The following is a 20,830-nucleotide window of genomic DNA, read 5'->3' on the forward strand; positions in this document are numbered from 1 at the left end:
GCGGCCGGTAACCTGCCGGCACACGAAGTGACGGGGGGTCAGCATGAGCGGCGAGGTCACCAGGGTCACACTCCCGGACGGGACTTCGGTCTGGGCCAGGATCTCCCCGGGCCCGGGGGCGGGCGCCGGTGGCGAGTCGGCGGTCGTTCCCGAGCAGCAGCCGCGCGGCGGCTATGTCGACACGGGCTATGTCGACACCGGCTTCGCCCAGCGCGCGGCGGCGCAGGCGGCGGCGCAGATGGACAGTCTGCGCGACTTGATCGGCGGGGTCGCCGCCTCCGTCTCCGACGGGCTGCGGGACGCGGCGCCCGACGAGGTCAGCGTCAGCTTCGGCATCGAACTGACGGCCAAGGCCGGTCGGATCGTAGGACTGCTGGCCGAGGGGGAGGCCAAGGGGGCCCTCACGGTCACCCTCACCTGGCGCGGCGCGCCCCCGCAGCCGCCCGGCCGGGACACCACATGACATGGGGGGACGAGGGGGGCGCACGACTCGACGACGAGAACGCCTTCGAACTCCTCGCGCCGCTCGTCGCCGCCGCCACCGTACGCATCCATCCGCCGCCGACCGGGTATGCCGAGGGCGAGCCGGTGCCCCCGCCGTGGGGCAGCGGGTTCTTCGTCGCTCCCGAGTGGGTGCTCACCTGCGCCCATGTGGCCCTCTCGGGAGGAGGCGCCCAGGGAGGGAGGCGCGAGGTGGGGCTGACCTTCAGAGGTGTGGACCGCCCGGTCCCCGGCCGCGTCGAGTGGGCCCGGCCGGAGGCGGCGCCGTGGGACGGCGGGACGTGGCCGGCCCCCGATCTGGCCCTGGTCCGGCTCCACGCGCCGCCGCCCCCGCCGCCCGAGGGCCCGGGGTGTGTCTGGCTGAGCGAGCGCACCGCCCGCCTCTTCACCCGCGACGAGGTCGCCTTCTTCGGCTCCACGGAGATCGCGGGGGAGGTGGTGGACGTCAGCGGCCGGTGCACCGTCAAGGGCGAGATGGGCTCCGAGGGCCTGCTGCGCCTGGGCAACGAGGACGAGCTGCTGCACGGGATCTCCGGAGGCCCGCTGGTCGACCTGGCACGCGGCGAGGTGATCGGCGTGGTCAAGGGCCGCAGGGCCGCTCGGGACGGGGGGTTGGCCACCTCCGTCATCCAGCTGCGGCGGCTGCCGGCGCCGGCGGGGCCGGTGCTCGGGCTCGGGGACGACCTCTACCAGGCCGTCGTCCACGGCCACGACGCGTACCACGCCGAGCGTCACCTGGGCGCCGACTCGGGCCAGCCCACCTGGACCGACGCGCAGAACCAGCTGCCCGCCGCCACCGGCGTGCTCACCCCGGGACAGCGCGTCAAGCTGCTGGGGCTGATGGCGGCGCTGCCGCCGCCGCTCTCGACGCCCCGGCTGGACGCGCTGGTCGGCGAGCTGCGCGGCAGACCCTACGAGGGGTCGCTGCCCGCGCCGCGCGGCTGGCGGGACGGGTTCGGCCTCCTCCACGAGCTGCGGGGCGAGTTCACCGGGCTGGAGGCGGTGCTGCGCTACGCGCTCCACGTGGCCACCGACGAGCGCCCCTATCCGGCGAAGCCCGGCAGGGAGAAGCGGCTGCTGGAGCGGATGGACACCATGGCGGAGGACGCTCCGACGCTGCCGCGCCGGGTCCGCAAGCGGTTGCAGCTGGAGAAGCAGGCCAGGCTGGCACACGCGGACCCCTGGTGGGCCACGCGCCAGCCGATGGGCGTGGACCGGCTGTTGGCCGCTTCCGTGGTCAGGCTGGACTCGCTCGCCGTGCTGGAGCTGGACTCCCGCTTCTGGGAGGCGAACGGCTACGACTGGCGGGTCTGCGCCAGGCCGAGCGGCAGGAACGACCCGATCGACGGGGCGACCGAGGTCGGCGATCTCAGGCGGCCACCGGAGCGGCTGCTGGCGGCGCTGGTCGAGGCGTTCCGGCGGGGCGACGAGCCGGGCTCGCCGGTGCCGCTCCAGGTGGCGGTGCCGTACTCGTTGCTCCAGGTCCCGTTCGACCAGTGGCGGTTGACGCCCGACGGGCCGACCCTCGGTGAGGTCAGGCCGGTGGTGGTGCGCTGCACGGACCCGATGCCCGGTGCCGAGGACGGGGAGGAGCTCGCGACGCTGCGGCGGGCGCGCTGGGTCGCCGCGCACGAGGGGCGGCTGGTGGCGGACGTGCTCGACTGCCACGACGGGCTGCCGCGCGCCCTGCCGGAGCGGTCGGCGCTGCTGGGCAGGGAGTTGACGACGGTTCCCGTGCTGTGCCGGGCGCCCGCCGTCGGCGGCGAGCCGGCCGCGCTGCACCGGGTCATGGCCAGCGGGTACAACGTGATCCTGTGGCAGCGCGAGCTGGCGGCGCGCGACGCCTCGTGCGACCACCTGCACGACTCCCTGGCGCACCTGGTCGGCGGCGGTGCGTGCGACCGGCTGGTGGAGAGCCTCTGGCGGATGCGTGAGGCGGCCGGTACCGCTCCGGACGGGATGTCGTCACCCTCCTGGATGAGCGATCTCGCCCTGCTCTATGGCGAACCGGAGGGCGAGGTTCCCGAAGAGGACTTCCTGGAGGCGCCGTGACGGCGCGGCGGGCGAAGGTGACGCGAACCGGTCGCATCCCCTGGGCGCGGCCCCCCGCCCCGGCTACGGTCGGGAGCGTCGGAGGCCGGGCGCACACCCACACGGCCCAGTACCGACGAGGAGGACGCGGTGGCAGTCTCTGAAACCAACGGTCAGGAAGGTCCCGCCGGACGCGAGTCGGCGGGCGGCGAGTGGCTGATCTACCGGGGCACGGGCGAGCGGCACGAGGGCATCCGCGCGCTTCCGAAGCCGCCGCCGTGGCGCGACTTCGACGGCGGCGGCCATCCGTTGGTCGCGCCGGGCCCCGACACGGACAGCGTCTCGGCGCGCCGGCTGGGCGCGTTCCGCCATCTGGCGGAGATGCACCGCCCCAGCGCCGAGGAGCTGGAGATCATAAATGCGGCGCTCTATCTGCGCCGTCCCCTGCTTGTCACCGGAAGCCCGGGCACGGGCAAGAGCACCCTGGCCCACTCGGTCGCGTTCGAGCTGGGGCTCGGCCGGGTGCTGCACTGGCCGGTCGTCAGCCGCAGCCGGCTGGAGGACGGGCTCTACCACTACGACGCCATCGCCCGACTCCAGGACGCGCAGATCGCGGCGAGCGGAAGGGCCGCCGGGCTGCCCTCCGCCGCCGTGCCCGGCGGCATCGGCAGCTATCTGCGGCTGGGGCCGCTCGGCACGGCGCTGCTGCCCACGGCGAAGCCGCGGGTGCTGCTGATCGACGAGTTGGACAAGAGTGACATCGACCTGCCCAACGACCTGTTGAACGTGTTGGAGGAGGGCGAGTTCACCCTTCCCGAGCTCCAGCGCATCGCGGAGCGCGAGCCGGAGGTCGAGGTGCTGAACGACGACGGCGCCAAGGTCACGGTCAGGGAGGGCAGGGTCCGCTGTCACGCCTTCCCGTTCGTCGTGCTGACCAGCAACGGGGAGCGGGACTTCCCCGCGCCGCTGCTGCGCCGCTGCATCCCGTTGCGGCTGGGCCGGCCGGACCACGAGCGGCTGGCGACGGTGGTCAGGGCGCATCTGGGGGATGACCTGACCAGGGTGGGGGAGGATCTGATCAGCCGCTTCCTGGAGCGTTCCCGTACCGAACAGCTCGCCACCGACCAGTTGTTGAACGCCATCTACCTCACCCACCACGCCGAGCTGCCCACCCGCGACCGACTGGCCGACATGCTGATCCAGCGCCTCGACCAACCCAGGTAGGCACCCATGTCCCACGCGGCCCGCCCCGACCGACTGGCGTCCCTGGTCGCCGCCCTGCGCGGCGCCGGGTTCGACCCGACGTGGAAGGACCTGTCCGACGCGCTCTGGCTGGCCCAGTACACCCGGGGCGGCGCCGAGGAGGCACCGAGCGGTCAGGGGGACGGGCGGAGTGCGCGCCAACGGTCCGAGCCGGCGCACGAGCGGGCGCGAACGGAGAGTCCGGAGCGCGCATCGGAGGACGAGCGCCCCCCGGAGGCCGCGGCGGAGGAACGGCCCGCGGCGCCCGGCCGGGCCCCCCGCGCCGACGACGACACCGTCTCGCTCTACGCGGACCCCGGGGGGTCGGCCCGCGGGGACGCGACGCGGCCGGGCGCGGAGGCGCTGCCCGTCGGCGTGCCCGAGGCCAGGGCGCTGCCCGGGCTGCTCGAAATGGAGCGCGCGCTGCGCCCGCTGCGCCGCTACACGCCGCCGACCGGGCCGCCGCGCCGCCCGCACCGGGGGCTGGTGCTCGACGAGCCGGAGACGGCGCAGCGCACCGCGCGCGCCGGCGGGCTGCTCACGCCGGTCTTCCGCGCCGAGCCACGCGGCCACACCGAGCTCCAGCTGCTGATGGACGCCGCGCCCGCGATGCGGGTCTGGCAGCGGATGCTGGGCGAACTGGCCGAGGTCTTCGGCAGGTTGGGCGCCTTTCGGGACATCCAGGTGCACTATCTGCACCGCTCGCCCGACGGCAGCCCCGCGGTCAGCCGCAGGTTCGACCCGGAGGGCGCCGCGCTGCGCCCGGCCAGACAGCTGGGCGACCCCACCGGACGGCGGCTGACCGTGGTGGTCAGCGACTGCGCCGGGCCGCTGTGGCGGGAGGGCGCGGCGCACCGGCTGCTGCACGGCCTGGCGCGGCACGCGCCCGTCGCCGTGGTGCAGCCGCTGCCCCAGCGGCTGTGGCCGCGCACCCGACTGCCGGCCAGCAGTGGCGCGTTGCTGCGCGAGCCGGGGCCGGCGGGCTCGGTGCGGCTGCGCTTCCTGGCCGAGGGGCTGTCCGCCGCCCGGCCGGTCCCCGCGCGGGCCGTGCCGGTGCCGCTGTTGCCGCCGACGGCCGCGGCGCTGGGCGCCTGGGCCGGGCTGTTGGCCGGCACGGGCCCCGGCCGGGTGCCGGCCGCCGTCGGCTGGGTCCGCGCCGACCAGCCGGCGGCCGGCCCGCGCCGCGCGGCGGGCGGCGGCCGGCCACCGGCCGAGGCGCTGGCGCGCTTCCGGGCCTCGGCGTCGCCCGGCGCGGTCCGGCTGGCCGTCTATCTGGCGGCGGCGCCGCTCTTTCTGCCGGTGATGCAGCTGATCCAGCGGACCATGCTCCCGGACTCCGGCCCCTCCGAGCTGTCCGAGGTGCTGCTCGGCGGGCTGCTGCGCCGGCTGGACGAGCCCCCGCCGGGCTCGCCCTCGGACGGGCTGTGGTTCACCTTCGCCGACGGGGTGCACGAGACGCTGCTGACGGAACTGGGCCACGACGAGGCGCTGTTGGTGCTCAAGCACTGCTCCGGTTACGTGGCCAGGCGCTTCGGCGACGCGGGCCCGAACTTCCCGGCCCTGGCGCTGGCGCAGCTCTCCGGCGCCGGGGGCGGCGCGGCGCGCGCGCTCGCCGAGGCGGCCGGGGTGTCCGGGGTGTCCGGGGTGGACGAGGAGGGGGCGGCGTTGCCGCGCCCCTTCGCCGAGGTGGCGGCGAAGGTGCTGCGCCGCTTTCTGCCGGTCGCCCCGCTCCCGCCGCGCGAGGCGGGGCGGGGCCGGGCCGCGCCCTCCCGGGTGGTCCGGCGCGCCAGGGAGCTGACCGCCGCCTACGAGGAGGACGGCCAGGTCCGTCATCTGCTGGCGGCCGTCGACCTGTTGCGGCACGCGGTGGCGGAGCGGCCGGAGCCGGAGCTCTGGGCCGACCTGGCCGAGGGGCTGCTGCGGCTCTGGCGGGCGCAGCGCGACGGGGAGCTGTTGACGGAGGCGGAACGCGCGGCGCGCACGGCCGCGGCGCACGCCGGCTCGCACCGGGGGCGCACGGTGCTGGCCCGGGTGCTGCACACCCGGGCGGCGGAGCGGAGGTCCGCGGGGGACACCAGGGGCGCGCTGGAGCTGTGGCGGCTGGCCGACAGGGAGTTCGCGGCGGTGCAGGCCACCCCGGGGCTCGACCGGGACGCGGCGCTCGGCGTCACGTTGGACCGGGTCGAGGTGCTGACCGCGCAGTGGCGGCTCGGCGGGGACAGCACGCTGCTTCAGGAGAGCGTCGGCATCGTGGAGGCGGTTGCCGACGCCTGGCCGGCGGACGAGCCGCAGCCCAGCGGCCTCTGGCTGGCGCACGGTCGCGCGCTGCTGCTGCTCGCCGACGCGGCGCGCGGCGGGGAACGCGTCGGGGTGCACGCCGGTCAGGCCGCGGACTCGCTGCGGCAGGGCTGTCGGGCGCTGGAGGGCGAGCGCGCGCCGGCGCGCACGCGGGTGCGCGCGCTGCTGGACCTGGTGGACGCGCTGTTGCGCACCGAGCAGGAGTGGCGGCAGGCGGGCGAGGTGATCGAGACGGCGACCCGGCTGGCCGACGACCCCTCGTCGCGTTCCGCCTGCCTGGCCCGGGCGGGCCGGCTGGCGGTCCGCGCCTTCGAACGGGACGGGCAGGTCTCGGAGTTGGAGGCGGCGGCGGCCAGGTTCGAGGAGGCCGGCCGGCTGGTCTCGCGTGACCGCCCCGAGTACAGCGCGCTGATCGAGGAGTGGGGTGCCGCGCTGCTGCGGCGCGCCGACCGGGAGGACGGGGCGCCGTTCGTCTCGCGGGCGGTGCGGGTGCTGCGGGACTGCCGGATGGAGACGGCCGCCGACGACCCCCGGCTGCCGGCGCGGCTGCTGCTGCTGGGCAGGGCGTTGACCGCGCGGTACCGGGACGCGGTGGACATGGTCGACCTGAGGGAGGCCGAGCACCTCTTCCAGCGGGCGGCCAGGCACTCGGGCGAGCCGTTGACCAGGGCGCGCGCCCTGCTGGAGCTGGGGGACACCCACCGTCGGGTGTTCCGCCACACCCGGGGTTTCGAGCGGCTCGACTACGCGGCCGAGGCGTATGGCGCCGCCGCGTCGGCGGCCCGTGCGGCGGAGGCGGAGGCGGTCGACCCGGCGGAGCCGGTGCGGCTGGCGGCCACCGCGCTCCACCAGCGCGGCGCCGTCTTCGAGGTGGCCCGCAGACCGCTGGCCGCCGGCGACGCCTACCGCGCGGCGCTGACGCAGTGGCGCCGGCTGCCGGACGAGGAGAAGTCGGGCGCGGAGACCGTCGCCCGTCTGGAGGCCCTGCTGCGCGAACGCTGAGAGCCCGCCCCGCCGCACACCCCCCCGACCGCTCACCCGCCCCGCCGCACATCCCCCGGCCCCGCCGCCCCGCCGCCAGCCGCCCGCCGCTCGCGCGCTCCGCGCCCCGCTCGCGCGCCCGGCGCGCGCCGCGACCACCCGCCGTGCCGCGCGCCGTGCCGCGCGCTCCGCGCCCGGCCCGTTTCCCCCGCCGGGCGCCGGGGAATCCCCGTGGGGGGAATCGGGGCGTGGCAGAGGCGTGGGGAGGCGGCATGACGACGGGTGCACGAGAGGCGGTAGCCTCGGGGGAATTGCCCGAGTTGCCCGATCTGTTGGCGTTGAGTCTGGCCGAGGTCCGGCGGATGGACCATCCGGTGCTGGAGTCGCTCCTCGCCGAGCTGCGCGAGCGGCTGGCCCGCCCCCGCGAGACGCTCTGGGACTTCGAAGAGGCGCCGAAGTCCAAGCCGCAGCGGCCGGACTGGTAACTTCGCTCTCTTTCGGTCCACTTGCGACCTTTTCCCGACCGGAAACGACCGGTGGGGTTTTCGTTCTGCCCGCCGTCGGAAGCCTCTCCCTTCAGGACGGGAGGCCGGTACGGACGAGGCCCGGAGGGGAGGGACGCCCGTGGAGGCAACGACCCGGGCCCCCCGCCCGGCGCGGTGGGAGCCCGAGCCCTTCCGGCAGTTCGTCGTCAAGGTCAACAGCCGCTGCAACCTGGCCTGCCGCTACTGCTACATGTACTTCGCCGCCGACGACGGCTGGCGCCGGCAGCCCGTCGGCGCCTCCCCCGACACGTTGGAGTGGACCGCCAGACGCGTCGCGGAACACGCCGCCACCCACCGGCTGCCCGCCGTCTCCGTGGTGCTGCACGGTGGCGAGCCGCTGCTGACCGACCCCGCCGAACTGGGCGGGTTCGTCGACCGCGTGCGCACCCTGGTCCCCGCCGACTGCCGGGTGCTCGCCACCGTGCAGACCAACGGCACCCCGCTGACCGCCGAGCGGCTGCGGGCGCTGGCCGCCCACCGGATAGCGGTCGGGCTCAGCCTCGACGGCGGGCGCGCCCACCACAACCGGCTCCGCGTCGACCACGCCGGCCGCCCCGCCTGGCCCGCGCTCCACCGCGCCGCCCGGCTGCTCGCCTCGCCCGAACACCGGCCCGGCTACGCCGCCGTGCTCAGCGTGATCGATCCCGAAAGCGACCCGATCGAGGTCTATCAGTCGCTGTTGGCCCTCGATCCACCCGCGCTCGATCTCCGACTGCCGCACGGCAACTGGACCGCCCCGCCCCCGGGACTCGAAGGCGCCCGCCCCGGCGTCGCGCGCCCCACCCCCTACGCCGACTGGCTGATCGCCGTCTTCGACCGCTGGTGGGCCGCCGAACGCCGGGTGCCGATCGCCCTCTTCGACGAGTGCCTGGCCGCGCTCCTCGGACAGCCCACCTCCGGCGGCCTGTTCGGGCTGCACCCGTTCAGCGCCGTGGTCGTCGAGACCGACGGCTCCATCGAGCAGATCGACGCGCTCAAGACCGCCTACCGGGGCGCCGCCGCCACCGGACTCCACGTCGCCACCGACCCGTTCGACGCCGCCCTGTCCCATCCGGGCATCGCCGCCCGCCAGTCGGGAACGGTCGCCCTCGCCGCGGGCTGCCGCGCCTGTCCGCTCCTCGACGTCTGCGGCGGCGGCAACCACGTCCACCGCTACCGCGAGGGCCACGGCTTCGCCAACCCCTCGGTCTACTGCGCCGACCTGGCCGTCCTCATCCGGCACGTCGCCGAAGCGCTGCGCCGCGCGGTGACCCCGTGACCGGACCCGCGGCCCTGGACGTCGACCAGCTGGCGCAGCTCGGCCGCACCGAGGGCGCCCCCGACACCCTGGCCGCCCTCGCCGCCGGCCAACACACCCGCCGGATGCTGCTGTTGCGCGTCCTGTTCGACGCGCTCCCCGCCGCGCCGGCGCACGCCGCCGCGCTCGCCGGGGACCACGCCGCGCTCGTCGAAGGCGCCGAACGCGCCGCGCCCGAGGCCGCCCGACGCGTGCTCTTCTACCCGCTGACCGGCAGCTGGGCCGAACGCTGCGCCCACCGCCTGGCCACCGGCGCCGGCGGGGACGCCGCCCGCGACCTCGGCCACCTCGGCGGCCTCGCCGCCGCCTCCGCGCTCCGCGCCGGGCTCGACTTCCGCATCCGCGTCGCCGTCGACGGCGGCCGGCTCGCGCTGCCCACCCTCGGCGCGCTCGACACCCCCGCCTTCGGCCACGCCGAACTCACCGCCCACCACGAACGGTTGACCGTCCGACTCCCCGGCGAGCCCCCCGTCGTCCTGCGCCCCGACCCCGCGGGGCACTGGCGCTCCACCGACCCGCGCTGGCGCGCCCTGCACACCCTGGACGGCGGGCCGCACCCCGTGCTCCTCGACGACCTCGACCCCGGACGCCCCGCGCCCGCCCGCGCCGCGCTCCCCGAGGACGGCCCGCCGCGTCACGCGCTGCGCCCCGCCGAACGCGACCACTGGTCCCGGCTGTGGCACGAGGCGCTGCCGCTGCTGCGCCTCGGCGGCGCGGCGCGCGCCGCCGAACTCGCCCTGCTCACCTGCATCGTCCCGCTGCTGCGCCCCGGGGGACACGGCGGGCACACCAGCTCCACCAGCGCGGGCGCCTTCGGCGCCGTCCTGGCCAGCACCCCGCCCAGCCCCGCGCTGCTCGCCGCCGGGCTCACCCACGAGTTGCAGCACGCGAAGCTCTCGGCCGTCGGCGCGCTCAACCCGCTGCACCACCAGGACGACACCCCACGCCACTGGGCGCCCTGGCGCCCCGACCCCCGCCCGTTCGACGGGCTGCTGCACGGCGCCTACGCGCACCTCGCGCTCGCCGGCTTCTGGCAGTCGCTCGCCCTCGGACTCGACGACCCGGGGGCGCGCGACCTGGCGTGGGCCGCCCACTGCCGCTGCCACACCCAGGTGGGCGCCGTGCTGCCCACGCTGCGCGCCGCCCGCCGACTCACCGACGACGGAAGGACGTTCCTGGCCGCCATGGCCGAACGGCACCGGCGTCTGGCCTCGCCCGAGCCTCCCCGGGGCCATCGGGCGCGCGCCAGCGCCTACCTGGAGACCGCGTGGGCCGTCTGGTCCCGGCAGCACGGTCGTGGCACGGTTGGCTGACAGTCCGGCGGTGTATGTTTCCACGGGGGAGCTGACGAGGCGTCGGACGACCCCGGACACCACCAGTCGTCAGCAGCGTGCGGGTCGGTCGGGCGACCGCTGAGGGAGGCTCCGTGCAAGGTTCGGCTCGTGACACGGTCCCGTTGGTGGAGGGCCGCCGCATCACCATCAGCCACGCCGGTTACAACCGCGCCTGGGCGGTGTGGATCGCCGACCGGCTGGAGCGCTACGGCTGGCAGGTCGCGTTCCAACGCTTCGACCTGCCGTCGGGGACACCGGTCCACGAGGCGCTCAACGACCTGCTGCTGGTCCAGGGACGCATCCTGGTGGTGCTCAGCGACTGGTACTTCAAGCTCGGCCCGCGCACCGACCAGGAGTGGAACGAGGCGCTGCGCGCCGTCGTCGCCCCCAACTCGGCCCGTTTCAGCGCAGTCTCCGTCTCCACCGCCCCGATGCCCACCGCCTCCGCCGCGTTCGGCGGCACCACCGAGCTGTGGGGCCTCGGCGCCAGGGAGGCCGAGCGCCGCCTCGCCCAGCTGGTCGGCGTGATCGAGACGCGCGACCCCGCGCTCGACACCCTGAGCGGCGCCCGCTCCCCGCGCTTCCCGATGGAGCTGCCCCGCGTCTGGGGCGGCGTTCCCCGGAGGAACACCCGGTTCACCGGCCGGGAGCGGCTGCTCCAGGACATCCACGACCAGATGCAGAGCGCCGAGCCCGGCGCCGGCGTGGTCACCCTCCTCGGGCTCTCCGGCGTCGGCAAGACGCAGGTCGCCGCCGAGTACGTGTGGCGCTTCTCCTCCGCCTACGACCTGGTGTGGTGGGTCCCCGCCGACCAGCGCGGCACGCTCCGCCAGCGGCTCGCCGAGCTGGCGCCCGCGCTCGAACTCAGCACGGGCCACGAGTACGGCGAGCGGCTGCGCGCCGTCGGCGACGCGCTGCGCAGGGGCGACCCGCACTCCCGCTGGCTGGTGGTCCTCGACGGCGCCGACCGCCCCGACACCATCGACGACCTGGTGCCCGCCGGCCCGGGACACGTGCTGATCACCTCGCAGAACCGCGAGTGGGGCGCGTACAACAACACCCACCTGCTGTCCGTCCCCGTCTACGACCGCGAGGAGTCCGTGGCGTTCGTCCGCCGCCGCGCGCCCCGCATCGGCGGCCGGGACGCCGACCTCCTCGCCGAGGCCCTAGGCGACCTGCCGCTGGCCCTGGACCAGACCGCGGGCTGGCTCAGCGACTCGACCATGACCGTCCAGGAGTACGTCGGCCTGCTGCGCGACGACGAGGACATGGAGGCGGGGCTGCGGGTCGCCGTCGACTTCGACGTCACGTACCCGACGACCTTCTCGATAATGCTCAACCGGCTGCGGGAGGCCGTCCCCGAGGCCGTCGAGCTGCTGCGGCTCTGCGCGTTCTTCGCCCCCGGCGCCGTCCCCGTCCAGCTGCTGCGCGACATCCCCGCCGAGCATCTGCCGGAGCAGCTGTCCGGGATGATGTCCGACCCCCTCCGGTGGAACACGGCGACCAACAAGCTCGTGCAGTACTCGGTCATCCAGTGGGACCCGCCCAACACGGACGAGAACCCGGAGGCCGCCGGCACCATCCATCTGCACCGCATGGTCCACAAGACCGTCCGCTCCGGGATGTCCGAGGCGGACCGCGAGGTGTTCTCCCGCGCCGTGCGCCGCGGCCTGGCCAACGCGGACCCCGCCGTCCCCTCCGACACCCGGCACTGGGCCAGGTACGCCAGGATCGTGCCGCACCTGGACGCCTCCGGCGCGCTGCACAGCAGGCACGGCGAGATGCACCAGCTGATCGGCAACTGCCTGCGCTACCTCTACCTGGCCGGCGAGTACACGACCGGCATCCAGCTCGCCGAGCGCACCGAGCGCGCCTGGCGCGAGGTCTACGGCGACGGTCACGAGCTGCTGCGCGAGCTGTCCTCCCAACACGCCACGCTGCTGCGCGCCACCGGCGAGTACGCCCGCACCGAGCGGATCAACCGCGGCCTGCTGCAACGGCTGGAGCGTGAGCAGGCGGGCGACGCGCTCGAAGTGCTGCGCCTGCTGGAGGGCCTGGGCGCCGACCTGCGCGGCCTCGGCCGCTACGAGGAGGCGCTGGAGGCCAGCGAGCGGGTGCTCGCCGGCCGCGTGGAGATGATCGGCGAGGAGGACTTCCGCACGCTCAACGCGCGCAACAACCTGGCCGTCACCCTCCGCCTCCTCGGCCGCTACAAGGACGCGCTCCGCGAGGACCGCCGCACCCTCCAGATCCGCCGCGAGGTGCTGCGCGCGAGAAACAGCTCCACCCTCTCCTCCGAGACCAACCACGCCATCGACCTGCGCCTCCTCGGCCGCTACGCGGAGGCCCAGTCGGTCCAGGAGCCCAACGTCGAGATGCAGCGGGTCGTGATGGGCCACGACCACCCGCAGACGCTCAGCGCCGAACTCAACCTGGCGCTGTGCCTGTTGCGCTCCGGCGCACGCGAGATCGCCAACGAGCGGCTGGCCGACCTGCTGGAGCGGGCCGAGCGGGTGCTCGGCGAGGCGTCGCCGGCGACCCAACGCATCGCCGTCTGCTACGCGTTCGTGCTCCAGGCCCACGGCCGGCTCGACCTGGCGCGCGCCATCGGCGAGCGCGTCGTGAACCGCTACCGCGAGGCGCTGGGCCCCGACCACCCGTACACCATCGGCACGTTGTCCAACCAGGCGCTGCTGCTGCGCGCCGCCGGCGAACGGGAAGAGGCGCTGGCCCTGAACGAACAGTGTCTGATCCGCATCACGGAGGCGCTGGGCCCGGACCACCCCTGGCGGCTGGGCGTCGCGCTCAACCTCAGCGCCGACCGCAACCTCGCGGGAGACGTCGAGAGCGCCGCCGACCTCAGCCGCGACACCTCCCGCCGGGCAGCGGCCCACCGCTCGCTGGGGCGGGACCACCCGCTGACGCTCTCCTGCAAGGTCGCCCACGCGACCGACCTGCGCAACCTCAGGCAGCGCGCCGACGCCGACCGGACGGAGCAGGAGGCGCTCTCCGGGCTGATCACCAGCCTCGGCTCGCAGCACGTCCACACGGTCAGCGCCCGCGCCCGGGTCCGCCCCTTCTGGGACTTCGAGCCGCAGCTGACCTGAGTCGCGCCCCGCCCGGCGTCAGTCCAGACAGAACTCATTGCCCTCGACGTCCCGCATCACCAGACACGACTCGTTCTCCTCGTCGGCCTCCAGCAGCCGCACGCGCTCGGCGCCGAGCGGGAGCAGCCGGGCGCACTCGGCCTCCAGCGCCGCCAGCCGCTCCGCGCCGACCAGCCCGGTGCCGACCCGCACGTCGAGATGGAGCCGGTTCTTGGCGACCTTCTCCTCGGGCACCCGCTGGAAGAACAGCCGGGGCCCCGCCCCCGTCGGGTCGACGCAGACGAACGCGGCCCCCCGTTGCTCGGCCGGCAGCGAACGGTCGTACGCGTCCCACGAGTCGAAGCCCTCAGGCGGGGGCGGCACCACGTATCCCAGCACCTCGCACCAGAAACGCGCGACGCGCTCGGGACGCGCGCAGTCGAAGGTGACCTGTACCTGTCTGAGCGTTGCCATCCCGCCATCGTAGGAGGTAAGTGCCGCGCGAAGCCCCAGGTTTCCCACGCGGCCCGACCGCCGCCCCGCGCACGCGAAAGGGGGCCGCCGCCGAAACCGGCGACGGCCCCCTCTCGCTCGACTACGCGGCGACGCCCGGGGTCAGAGGTCGAAGACCTCCGCGACCAGGGCCTGCTGCTCCGCCTGGTGCCGCTTGGCCGAGCCGACCGCCGGCGAGGAGGAGGCCGAGCGGGTCACCGGGTGCAGCCGGTCGCCGGGGATCTCGACCTGCTCCGGCAGGTTGAGGGCGACGAACGGCCAGGCACCCTGGTTGGCCGGCTCCTCCTGGGCCCACACCACGCGCTCCAGGCGCGGGAAGCGGGCCAGCTCGGCGCGCAACTCGTCGCTGGGCAGCGGGTAGAGCCGCTCCAGCCGGACCAGCGCCACCTCGTCCGCGTTCCGCTTCTCCCGCTCGGCGGTCAGGTCGTAGTAGACCTTGCCCGCCGACAGCACGACCTTGGTGACCCGCGCCGGGTCCACCGTGTCGTCGCCGATCAGCGGACGGAACCCGCCGCTGGTGAACTCCTCGGCGCGGGAGGCCGCCGCCTTCAGCCGCAGCATGGACTTCGGGGTGAAGACCACCAGCGGCTTGTGGTGCGGGTTGTGCACCTGCCAACGGAGGAGGTGGAAGTAGTTCGACGGAAGGGTCGGGGCCGCCACCGTCATGTTGTTCTGCGCGCACAGCTGGAGGAAGCGCTCGATCCGGGCCGAGGAGTGGTCCGGGCCCTGACCCTCGTAGCCGTGCGGCAGCAGCAGGGTGACGCCGGAGGTCTGGCCCCACTTCTGCTCGGCCGACGAGATGAACTCGTCGATCACCGTGGAGGCACCGTTGGCGAAGTCGCCGAACTGGGCCTCCCACATCACCAGCGCCTCGGGCCTGGCCAGCGAGTAGCCGTACTCGAAGCCCATCGCCGCGTACTCGCTCAGCAGCGAGTCGTAGACGTTGAACCGCGCCTGGTCGGGCGCCAGGTAGAGCAGCGGGGTGTAGTCCTCGCCGGTCTTCCTGTCGATCAGCACCGCGTGCCGCTGGCCGAAGGTGCCGCGGCGGCTGTCCTGGCCGGCGAGCCGGACCGGGGTGCCCTCCATCAGCAGCGAGCCGACGGCGAGCAGCTCGCCCATGGCCCAGTCGATGGCGCCCTCCTCGACCATCGCCGCGCGCCGTTGCAGCTGCGGCAGCAGCCGGGGGTGGACCGTGATCCGCTCCGGGACGTTGACCTGGGACTCGGCGATCCGCTTGACCACCTCGGCGGAGACACCGGTCTCGACGGCCACCGGGAACTCCGGCATCGGCACCGGGACCTCGGCCGGGGCGGGCGCGTCGGTGGCGTCCCGCACCTCCTTGAAGACCTTCTCCAACTGGCCCTGGAAGTCCTGGAGCGCCTGCTCCGCCTCCTCCAGCGTGATGTCGCCCCGGCCGATCAGCGACTCGGTGTAGAGCTTGCGCACCGAGCGCTTCTTGTCGATCAGGTCGTACATCAGCGGCTGGGTGAAGGACGGGTTGTCCGTCTCGTTGTGCCCGCGACGCCGGTAGCAGACCAGGTCGATCACGACGTCCTTGTTGAACGCCTGCCGGTACTCGAACGCCAGCCTGGCAACCCGGCAGACGGCCTCCGGGTCGTCGCCGTTGACGTGGAAGATCGGCGCCTCGATCATCCGCGCCACGTCGGTGCAGTACGTGGAGGAACGCGCGGCGGCGGCCGTCGCGGTGTACCCCACCTGGTTGTTGATCACCACGTGGACGGTGCCGCCGGTGCGGTAGCCGCGCAGCTGCGACATGTTGAGCGTCTCGGCGACCACACCCTGGCCGGCGAAGGCCGCGTCACCGTGGATCAGGATCGGCAGCACGGTGAAGTCCTTGCCGCCGCGCCCGATGATGTCCTGCTGGGCCCTGGCCACGCCCTCGACCACCGGGTCGACGGCCTCCAGGTGCGAGGGGTTCGCGGTCAGCGAGACCTTGATCTGCTCGCCGGAGAGACCGGTGAACGTGCCCTCGGTGCCCAGGTGGTACTTCACGTCGCCCGAGCCGTGCATCGACTTGGGGTCGAGGTTCCCCTCGAACTCGCGGAAGATCTGCGCGTACGACTTGCCCACCACGTTGGCCAGCACGTTCAGCCGGCCGCGGTGGGCCATGCCGATGACGGCCTCGTCCAGCTTGTCGCCGGCGGCCTCGTCCAGCACCGTGTCCAGCAGCGGGATGACCGTTTCGCCGCCTTCGAGCGAGAAGCGCTTCTGGCCGACGTACTTGGTCTGGAGGAACGTCTCGAACGCCTCCGAGGCGTTCAGCCGGCGCAGGATGCGCAGCTGCTCCTCGCGCTCCGGCGGGGTGTGCGGGCGCTCCACCCGGTCCTGGATCCAGGTGCGTTCGCGCGGGTCCTGGATGTGCATGTACTCGATGCCGGTGGTCCGGCAGTACGAGTCGCGCAGCACGCCGAGGATGTCGCGCAGGGCCAGCACCGACTTGCCGGCGAAGCCGCCGACCGCGAACTCGCGCTCCAGGTCCCACAGGGTGAGCCCGTGCTCGTTGATGTCCAGGTCGGGGTGGCGGCGCTGCTTGTACTCCAGCGGGTCGGTGTCGGCCATCAGGTGGCCGCGGACCCGGTAGGAGTGGATCAGGTCGAAGACCCGGGCCGCCTTGGTGACCTCGTCGTCGTGGGCGACGTCGATGTCGCGGTTCCACCGGATCGGCTCGTACGGGATCCGCAGGGCCTCGAAGATGTTGTCGTAGAAGTCGTGCTCGCCCAGCAGGAGTTGGCTGAGCTGGCGGAGGAACTCGCCGGAGGCCGCGCCCTGGATGACCCGGTGGTCATAGGTGCTGGTGAGCGTCATGACCTTGGAGATGCCCAGACGGTTGAGCGTCTCCTGGGAGGTGCCCTGGAACTCGGCCGGGTACTCCATGGCGCCCACGCCGAGGATCACGCTCTGCCCCGGCATCAGCCGCGGCACCGAGTGGACGGTGCCGATGCCGCCGGGGTTGGTCAGCGAGGCGGTGACGCCGGAGAAGTCGGCCATCGTCAGCTTGCCGGCGCGCGCGCGGCGCACGATGTCCTCGTACGCCTGCCAGAACTCGAAGAAGGTGAGCGTCTCGGCCTTCTCGATGCCGGCGACGACCAGCTGGCGGTCGCCGTTCTCCTTGACCAGGTCGATGGCCAGGCCCAGCTTGACGTGGTCGGGCTTGACCAGCGTCGGCTTGCCGTCCTTCTCGGTGAACGAGTGGTTCATGGCCGGCATGGCCTTGATCGCCTGCACCATCGCGTAGCCGATGAGGTGGGTGAAGGAGACCTTCCCGCCCCTGGCGCGCTTCAGGTGGTTGTTGATCACGATGCGGTTGTCGAAGAGCAGCTTCACCGGGACCGCGCGGACGGAGGTGGCCGTCGGCAGGTCGCGGGACGCGTTCATGTTCTTCGCGACGGCGGCGGCGGGGCCGCGCAGCGTCACCAGCTCCGGGCCCTCGGAGCCCTCGGCCGCGGGCTGCGCCGGCTTGGCGGCCGGCTTGCTCGCGGCGGGCTTCGCCGGGGACTGCTTCGCGGCCGGTGCGGGCTTCGCCGGCGCGGGCTCGGCCGGCTTCGCGGCCGGCGCGGCCTTCGCCTCGGCCTTCGGCCGCTCGGCGGTGGCCGCACCGTCACCGGTCGACGGCGCCGCTGAGGTGTCGCCTCCCGGCTTGTAGTCGGCGAAGAAGTCCCACCAGGCTCGGTCAACGGAGTTCGGGTCCTGGAGGTACTGCTGGTAGATCTCGTCAACCAGCCATTCGTTGGCTCCGAAGCCGGAGGCGGAGTTCTTCCGCTCCTCCGGGTCGGCGTCAACGCTTGAGGTGTTCGGGGACTGTGGCGACACGGCGGCAACCGCCCTCTTCCGCTTCGCAAGGTCATGGACAGCGGAAATCAAGGCTACGCCCCCCCGTGCCCGTGGCGCAGTCCGCAGCCGCCAGACGTGGCCTACACCACACGGAAACCCGTGTTTCGCGTCAAGAAAGCACGGGAATTGCATCAGGTTTGGTGGGAACAGGCAACAAATTGGCAACGACCGTGCCAGGGTCGAACAGGAGCACGGTGACCCCGCGCTCAACTGCGGCAACGCCGCCGCACGCCGTCGCGCGCCGGGTGGCGCACGCCGAGCAGGCCCCGCGGCGCCCGAGGTGAACGGGCGCCCCGTGGGGCGTTCACCGCGACCCTACGTCAATTATTTGCCTGCGCGTTACCCGGCAGGGTGAGTCGAATGTGACAGCCGCGCCGGGACTCGGCGACGCCGATCGTCCCGCCGTGCAGATCGACCGCCCAGCGGGCGATCGCCAGGCCGAGGCCCGTGCCGCCGTCGTGGGCCTGGACGCCGTCGATGGTGCCCCGGCCGAAGCGCTCGAAGACCAGGTCCCGCTGGTCCTGCGGGATGCCGGGGCCCTCGTCGCGCACTTCGAGCACCAGCCCGCCGTTGCCGCCCGGCCGCGCGACCACGGTGACCTGGCCGCCCTGGGGGCTGTGCTTGACCGCGTTGTCCACCAGGTTGGTCACCACCTGGTCCAGCCGCTCGGGGTCGGCCGTCGCGCGCAGCGAGCCGGGCGACACGTCCAGCCGCAGCCGGACGTCGGTGCGCGCGTGCCCGCGGCCGAGCGCCATCCGCGCGTCGGCCAGCACGGTGGTCAGATAGGGCTCCACCCGGAAGTCCCTGGCCTGGAGCGGCACCACGCCGTTCTCCAGCCGGGACAGGTCCAGCAGCTGCTCCACGAGCCGGCCCAGCCGCTCGGTCTGGCGCAGCGCCGTCCTCATGGTCTCGGGGTCGGCGTCGGAGACCCCGTCGACGACGTTCTCCAGGACCGCGCGCAGCCCGGCGATCGGGGTGCGCAGCTCGTGCGAGACGTTGGCGACCAGCTCCTTGCGCTGCCGGTCGGCGGCCTGGAGGTCGGCCGCCATCCGGTTGAAGGCGTGCGCCAGGTCGCCCAGCTCGTCCCTGCGCGCCACCCGCACCCGGCGCTCGTACTGGCCGCGCGCCATCGCCCTGGCGGCGGAGGTCATCTCCAGCACCGGGGACGCCAGGCCCTGCGCGACGAACTGGGTGACCAGCAGCGACGCGATGATCGCGATGATGGCGATCACCTGGAGCCCGATGTCCGACCGATACGCCAGCAGCAACAGAACGGTCGTGATGCCGACCGAGATGATCACCAGGCCGCCCAGGGCGGCCTTCACCGATCGGAAGGGGTCGAGCGGGCGCAGCACCCGCCACAGCGTGTGGCCGTAGCGCCGCGCGGTCGACTCGCGCTGCACGCTCAGGTCAGCCCTCCGCGGCGGCCTGGCCGCGCGGGCTGCCCTCGCCGGCGAACCCGGGCGGGGTCTCCAGCGCGTAGCCGACGCCGTGCACGGTCCTGATCCGCTCGGCCCCGATCTTCCGGCGCAGCGCCTTCACATGGCTGTCCACCGTGCGCGTCCCCGAGGCGTCCGCCCAGTCCCAGACCTCGGCGAGCAGCTGCTCCCTGGTGAGCACCGCGCGGGGGGAGCGCGCCAGGCACATCAGCAGGTCGAACTCGGTCGGCGTCAGATGGATGTCCTTGCCGGCCGCACGCACCCGGCGCTGGGTGCGGTCGATCTCCAGGTCGCCGAGGCGCACGCTGCCCGGCCTCGGCGTGGTGGCGGCCACCGCCGCCCGCTCGATCCTGCGCAGCAGCACATGGGACCTGGCGACCAGCTCGCGCATGGAGAACGGCTTGGTCATGTAGTCGTCGGCGCCGACACCGAGCCCGACCAGCATGTCGGTCTCGTCGTCCCGCGCGGTCAACATCAGGACCGGCACCGGTCGTTGCGACTGCACCCGGCGGCAGACCTCAAGGCCGTCGAAGCCGGGCAGCATCACGTCGAGGATCAGCAGGTCGGGGTGCCAGGCGCTGGCGGTCTCCACGGCCGCCGGGCCGTCGGCCGCGGTCTGCACCAGGAAGCCCTCGGCGCGCAGCCGGGCCGCGATGGCCTCGACGATGGTGGGGTCGTCCTCGACGACCAGCACGCGCCGCTGTGCCCCCGGGGTCGCCACGGCCGCTTGGTGGGGACCGCTCCGCTCCGCCGTCTCCGGCTCGGTCGGGCCGCCCGTGGGCGACGGCTTCTCCTGGTGCTCTCGGTCCATCGGCGCTGTCCTGGTTTCTGTTGGAGTCATCTTTCCCGCCCCGGGAATCGCGTGGTGCCAGACGGCTGGTTACTGGCGGTTCGCCCTCGAAGGGGCTGCACAGCAGCGTAAAGCGGAAACTCGCGCCCCGGCTACGCGGACCGGCTGGCGGATTGATGGCTGGCGAGAAACAGCACGTCGGGAACACCCCGGGCAACGGGCACCTCTTCGGTTCTGACCCGATCGAATCCGGCCATTCGCAACCTGTCGGGAAAAGTCGGCGAGTCTTGTGCGGACCACACAACGAGCACCCCGTCCTCGCGCAGCGCCGCGCGGCAGGCGGCCAGCCCGGCGGGGGAGTAGAGGCCGTCGTTGTCCTCGGTGACGGTCCAGTCCGGGCCGTTGTCGATGTCCAGACAGAGGGCGTCGTAGCGCGCCGGCGACTCGTGCAGCCGCGCCAACAGGTCGGCCTCGACGAGGGTGACCCGCGGGTCGTCGAGGGCGCCGGCCGAGTGGGCGGCCAGCGGGCCCGCACGGTGCCAGTCGACCACCGCGCGCTCGCGTTCCACGACCTCGATCCCGGCCCAGCGCGCGTCGGCCGCCGCCTCGGCGAGCGAGAAGCCCACGCCCAGGCCGCCGATCAGCAACCGGGGCGCGGCCGGCGGCGGTTGGCGTCCGGCCAGCTCGTCGAGGGCGGCGCGCACCAGCAGCCGCTCGGAGGCGCCGTCCGAGGTGTCCATCAGGAAGCAGCCGTTGGCGATGATCTGGAGCAGGTCCCCGTGCCGGCGGAGCACCACCTCGCCGTGCGGTCCTTCGCGCCTGTCCAGCACGACGGGCCGGTCGTCGGCGCCGTGCGGGGCGCCCTGGGGAACGGGTGTGGGTGCCATGCGGGCCATGATCCCGCACGGCACCCACGGGGTG

Annotated in this window: 13 protein-coding genes; 8 read left to right on the forward strand and 5 right to left on the reverse strand. The window is 74.1% G+C overall.

The features are described 5' to 3' along the window. Window positions 1–43: 43 nt before the first annotated feature. The 8 genes from FH715_RS06600 to fxsT all read left to right on the forward strand — a co-directional run bounded on the left by FH715_RS06600 (window position 44) and on the right by fxsT (window position 13,336). The gene (locus tag FH715_RS06600; protein WP_139641658.1) at window positions 44–463 is read left to right on the forward strand and encodes a CU044_2847 family protein; all 420 of its coding nucleotides are present in this window, start codon (window positions 44–46) and stop codon (window positions 461–463) included. Beyond that, the gene (locus FH715_RS06605; RefSeq protein ID WP_139641660.1) at window positions 460–2,553 is read left to right on the forward strand and encodes a VMAP-C domain-containing protein; all 2,094 of its coding nucleotides are present in this window, start codon (window positions 460–462) and stop codon (window positions 2,551–2,553) included. The genes FH715_RS06600 and FH715_RS06605 overlap by 4 nt, the downstream gene beginning before the upstream one ends. Window positions 2,554–2,682: 129 nt before the next feature. Then, the gene (locus FH715_RS06610) at window positions 2,683–3,756 is read left to right on the forward strand and encodes an AAA family ATPase (RefSeq protein WP_139641662.1); all 1,074 of its coding nucleotides are present in this window, start codon (window positions 2,683–2,685) and stop codon (window positions 3,754–3,756) included. A gap of 6 nt (window positions 3,757–3,762) precedes the next feature. Further along, entirely contained in the window at window positions 3,763–7,074 is a 3,312-nt protein-coding gene (locus tag FH715_RS06615; protein ID WP_139641664.1) for an SAV_2336 N-terminal domain-related protein, read from the forward strand. Window positions 7,075–7,325: 251 nt separating this feature from the next. Further along, entirely contained in the window at window positions 7,326–7,538 is a 213-nt protein-coding gene (locus FH715_RS06620) for an FXSXX-COOH protein (RefSeq protein ID WP_139641665.1), read from the forward strand. A 139-nt stretch (window positions 7,539–7,677) separates the two neighbouring features. Continuing rightward, window positions 7,678–8,856, forward strand: a complete 1,179-nt coding sequence (locus tag FH715_RS06625) for an FxsB family cyclophane-forming radical SAM/SPASM peptide maturase (protein ID WP_139641666.1) — start codon at window positions 7,678–7,680, stop codon at window positions 8,854–8,856. Beyond that, window positions 8,853–10,208, forward strand: a complete 1,356-nt coding sequence (locus tag FH715_RS06630) for an aKG-HExxH-type peptide beta-hydroxylase (protein WP_281290709.1) — start codon at window positions 8,853–8,855, stop codon at window positions 10,206–10,208. Before FH715_RS06625 ends, FH715_RS06630 begins: the two co-directional genes overlap by 4 nt. Before the next feature lie 113 nt (window positions 10,209–10,321). After that, window positions 10,322–13,336: an FxSxx-COOH system tetratricopeptide repeat protein gene (gene fxsT / locus FH715_RS06635; protein ID WP_170184647.1), complete on the forward strand. Its 3,015-nt coding sequence runs from the start codon at window positions 10,322–10,324 to the stop codon at window positions 13,334–13,336. Between the two features lie 18 nt (window positions 13,337–13,354). Here the strand turns inward: fxsT and FH715_RS06640 are convergent, their stop codons facing one another. The 5 genes from FH715_RS06640 to FH715_RS06660 form a co-directional block, all read right to left on the reverse strand. Next, window positions 13,355–13,789, reverse strand: coding sequence for a VOC family protein (locus tag FH715_RS06640; protein WP_139641668.1), 435 nt, complete (start codon window positions 13,787–13,789; stop codon window positions 13,355–13,357). Between the two features lie 141 nt (window positions 13,790–13,930). Beyond that, window positions 13,931–17,659: a multifunctional oxoglutarate decarboxylase/oxoglutarate dehydrogenase thiamine pyrophosphate-binding subunit/dihydrolipoyllysine-residue succinyltransferase subunit gene (locus FH715_RS06645; protein WP_139641669.1), complete on the reverse strand. Its 3,729-nt coding sequence runs from the start codon at window positions 17,657–17,659 to the stop codon at window positions 13,931–13,933. 341 nt (window positions 17,660–18,000) lie between these two features. Then, window positions 18,001–19,083, reverse strand: coding sequence for a sensor histidine kinase (locus tag FH715_RS06650; RefSeq protein WP_211367465.1), 1,083 nt, complete (start codon window positions 19,081–19,083; stop codon window positions 18,001–18,003). 7 nt (window positions 19,084–19,090) lie between these two features. Then, a complete protein-coding gene (locus FH715_RS06655) occupies window positions 19,091–19,930 on the reverse strand; it encodes a response regulator transcription factor (protein WP_139641675.1) in 840 nt (279 codons plus the stop codon). 131 nt (window positions 19,931–20,061) lie between these two features. Continuing rightward, window positions 20,062–20,796, reverse strand: a complete 735-nt coding sequence (locus FH715_RS06660) for a spermidine synthase family protein (RefSeq protein WP_139641677.1) — start codon at window positions 20,794–20,796, stop codon at window positions 20,062–20,064. Window positions 20,797–20,830: the final 34 nt, after the last annotated feature.

Origin of the sequence: Streptomyces sedi (genome assembly GCF_006335015.1) — a bacterium.
In the GTDB taxonomy this organism is placed as follows: Bacteria; Actinomycetota; Actinomycetes; order Streptomycetales; family Streptomycetaceae; genus Streptomyces; species Streptomyces sedi.

Excerpts from the sequence above, each read along its gene's own strand:
- FH715_RS06600 (WP_139641658.1), top strand. The coding sequence starts at position 44 with ATGAGCGGCGAGGTCACCAGGGTCACACTCCCGGACGGGACTTCGGTC.
- FH715_RS06615 (WP_139641664.1), top strand. The coding sequence starts at position 3,763 with ATGTCCCACGCGGCCCGCCCCGACCGACTGGCGTCCCTGGTCGCCGCC.
- FH715_RS06660 (WP_139641677.1), bottom strand. The coding sequence starts at position 20,796 with ATGGCACCCACACCCGTTCCCCAGGGCGCCCCGCACGGCGCCGACGAC.
- FH715_RS06640 (WP_139641668.1), bottom strand. The coding sequence starts at position 13,789 with ATGGCAACGCTCAGACAGGTACAGGTCACCTTCGACTGCGCGCGTCCC.
- FH715_RS06620 (WP_139641665.1), top strand. The coding sequence starts at position 7,326 with ATGACGACGGGTGCACGAGAGGCGGTAGCCTCGGGGGAATTGCCCGAG.
- FH715_RS06655 (WP_139641675.1), bottom strand. The coding sequence starts at position 19,930 with ATGGACCGAGAGCACCAGGAGAAGCCGTCGCCCACGGGCGGCCCGACC.
- FH715_RS06605 (WP_139641660.1), top strand. The coding sequence starts at position 460 with ATGACATGGGGGGACGAGGGGGGCGCACGACTCGACGACGAGAACGCC.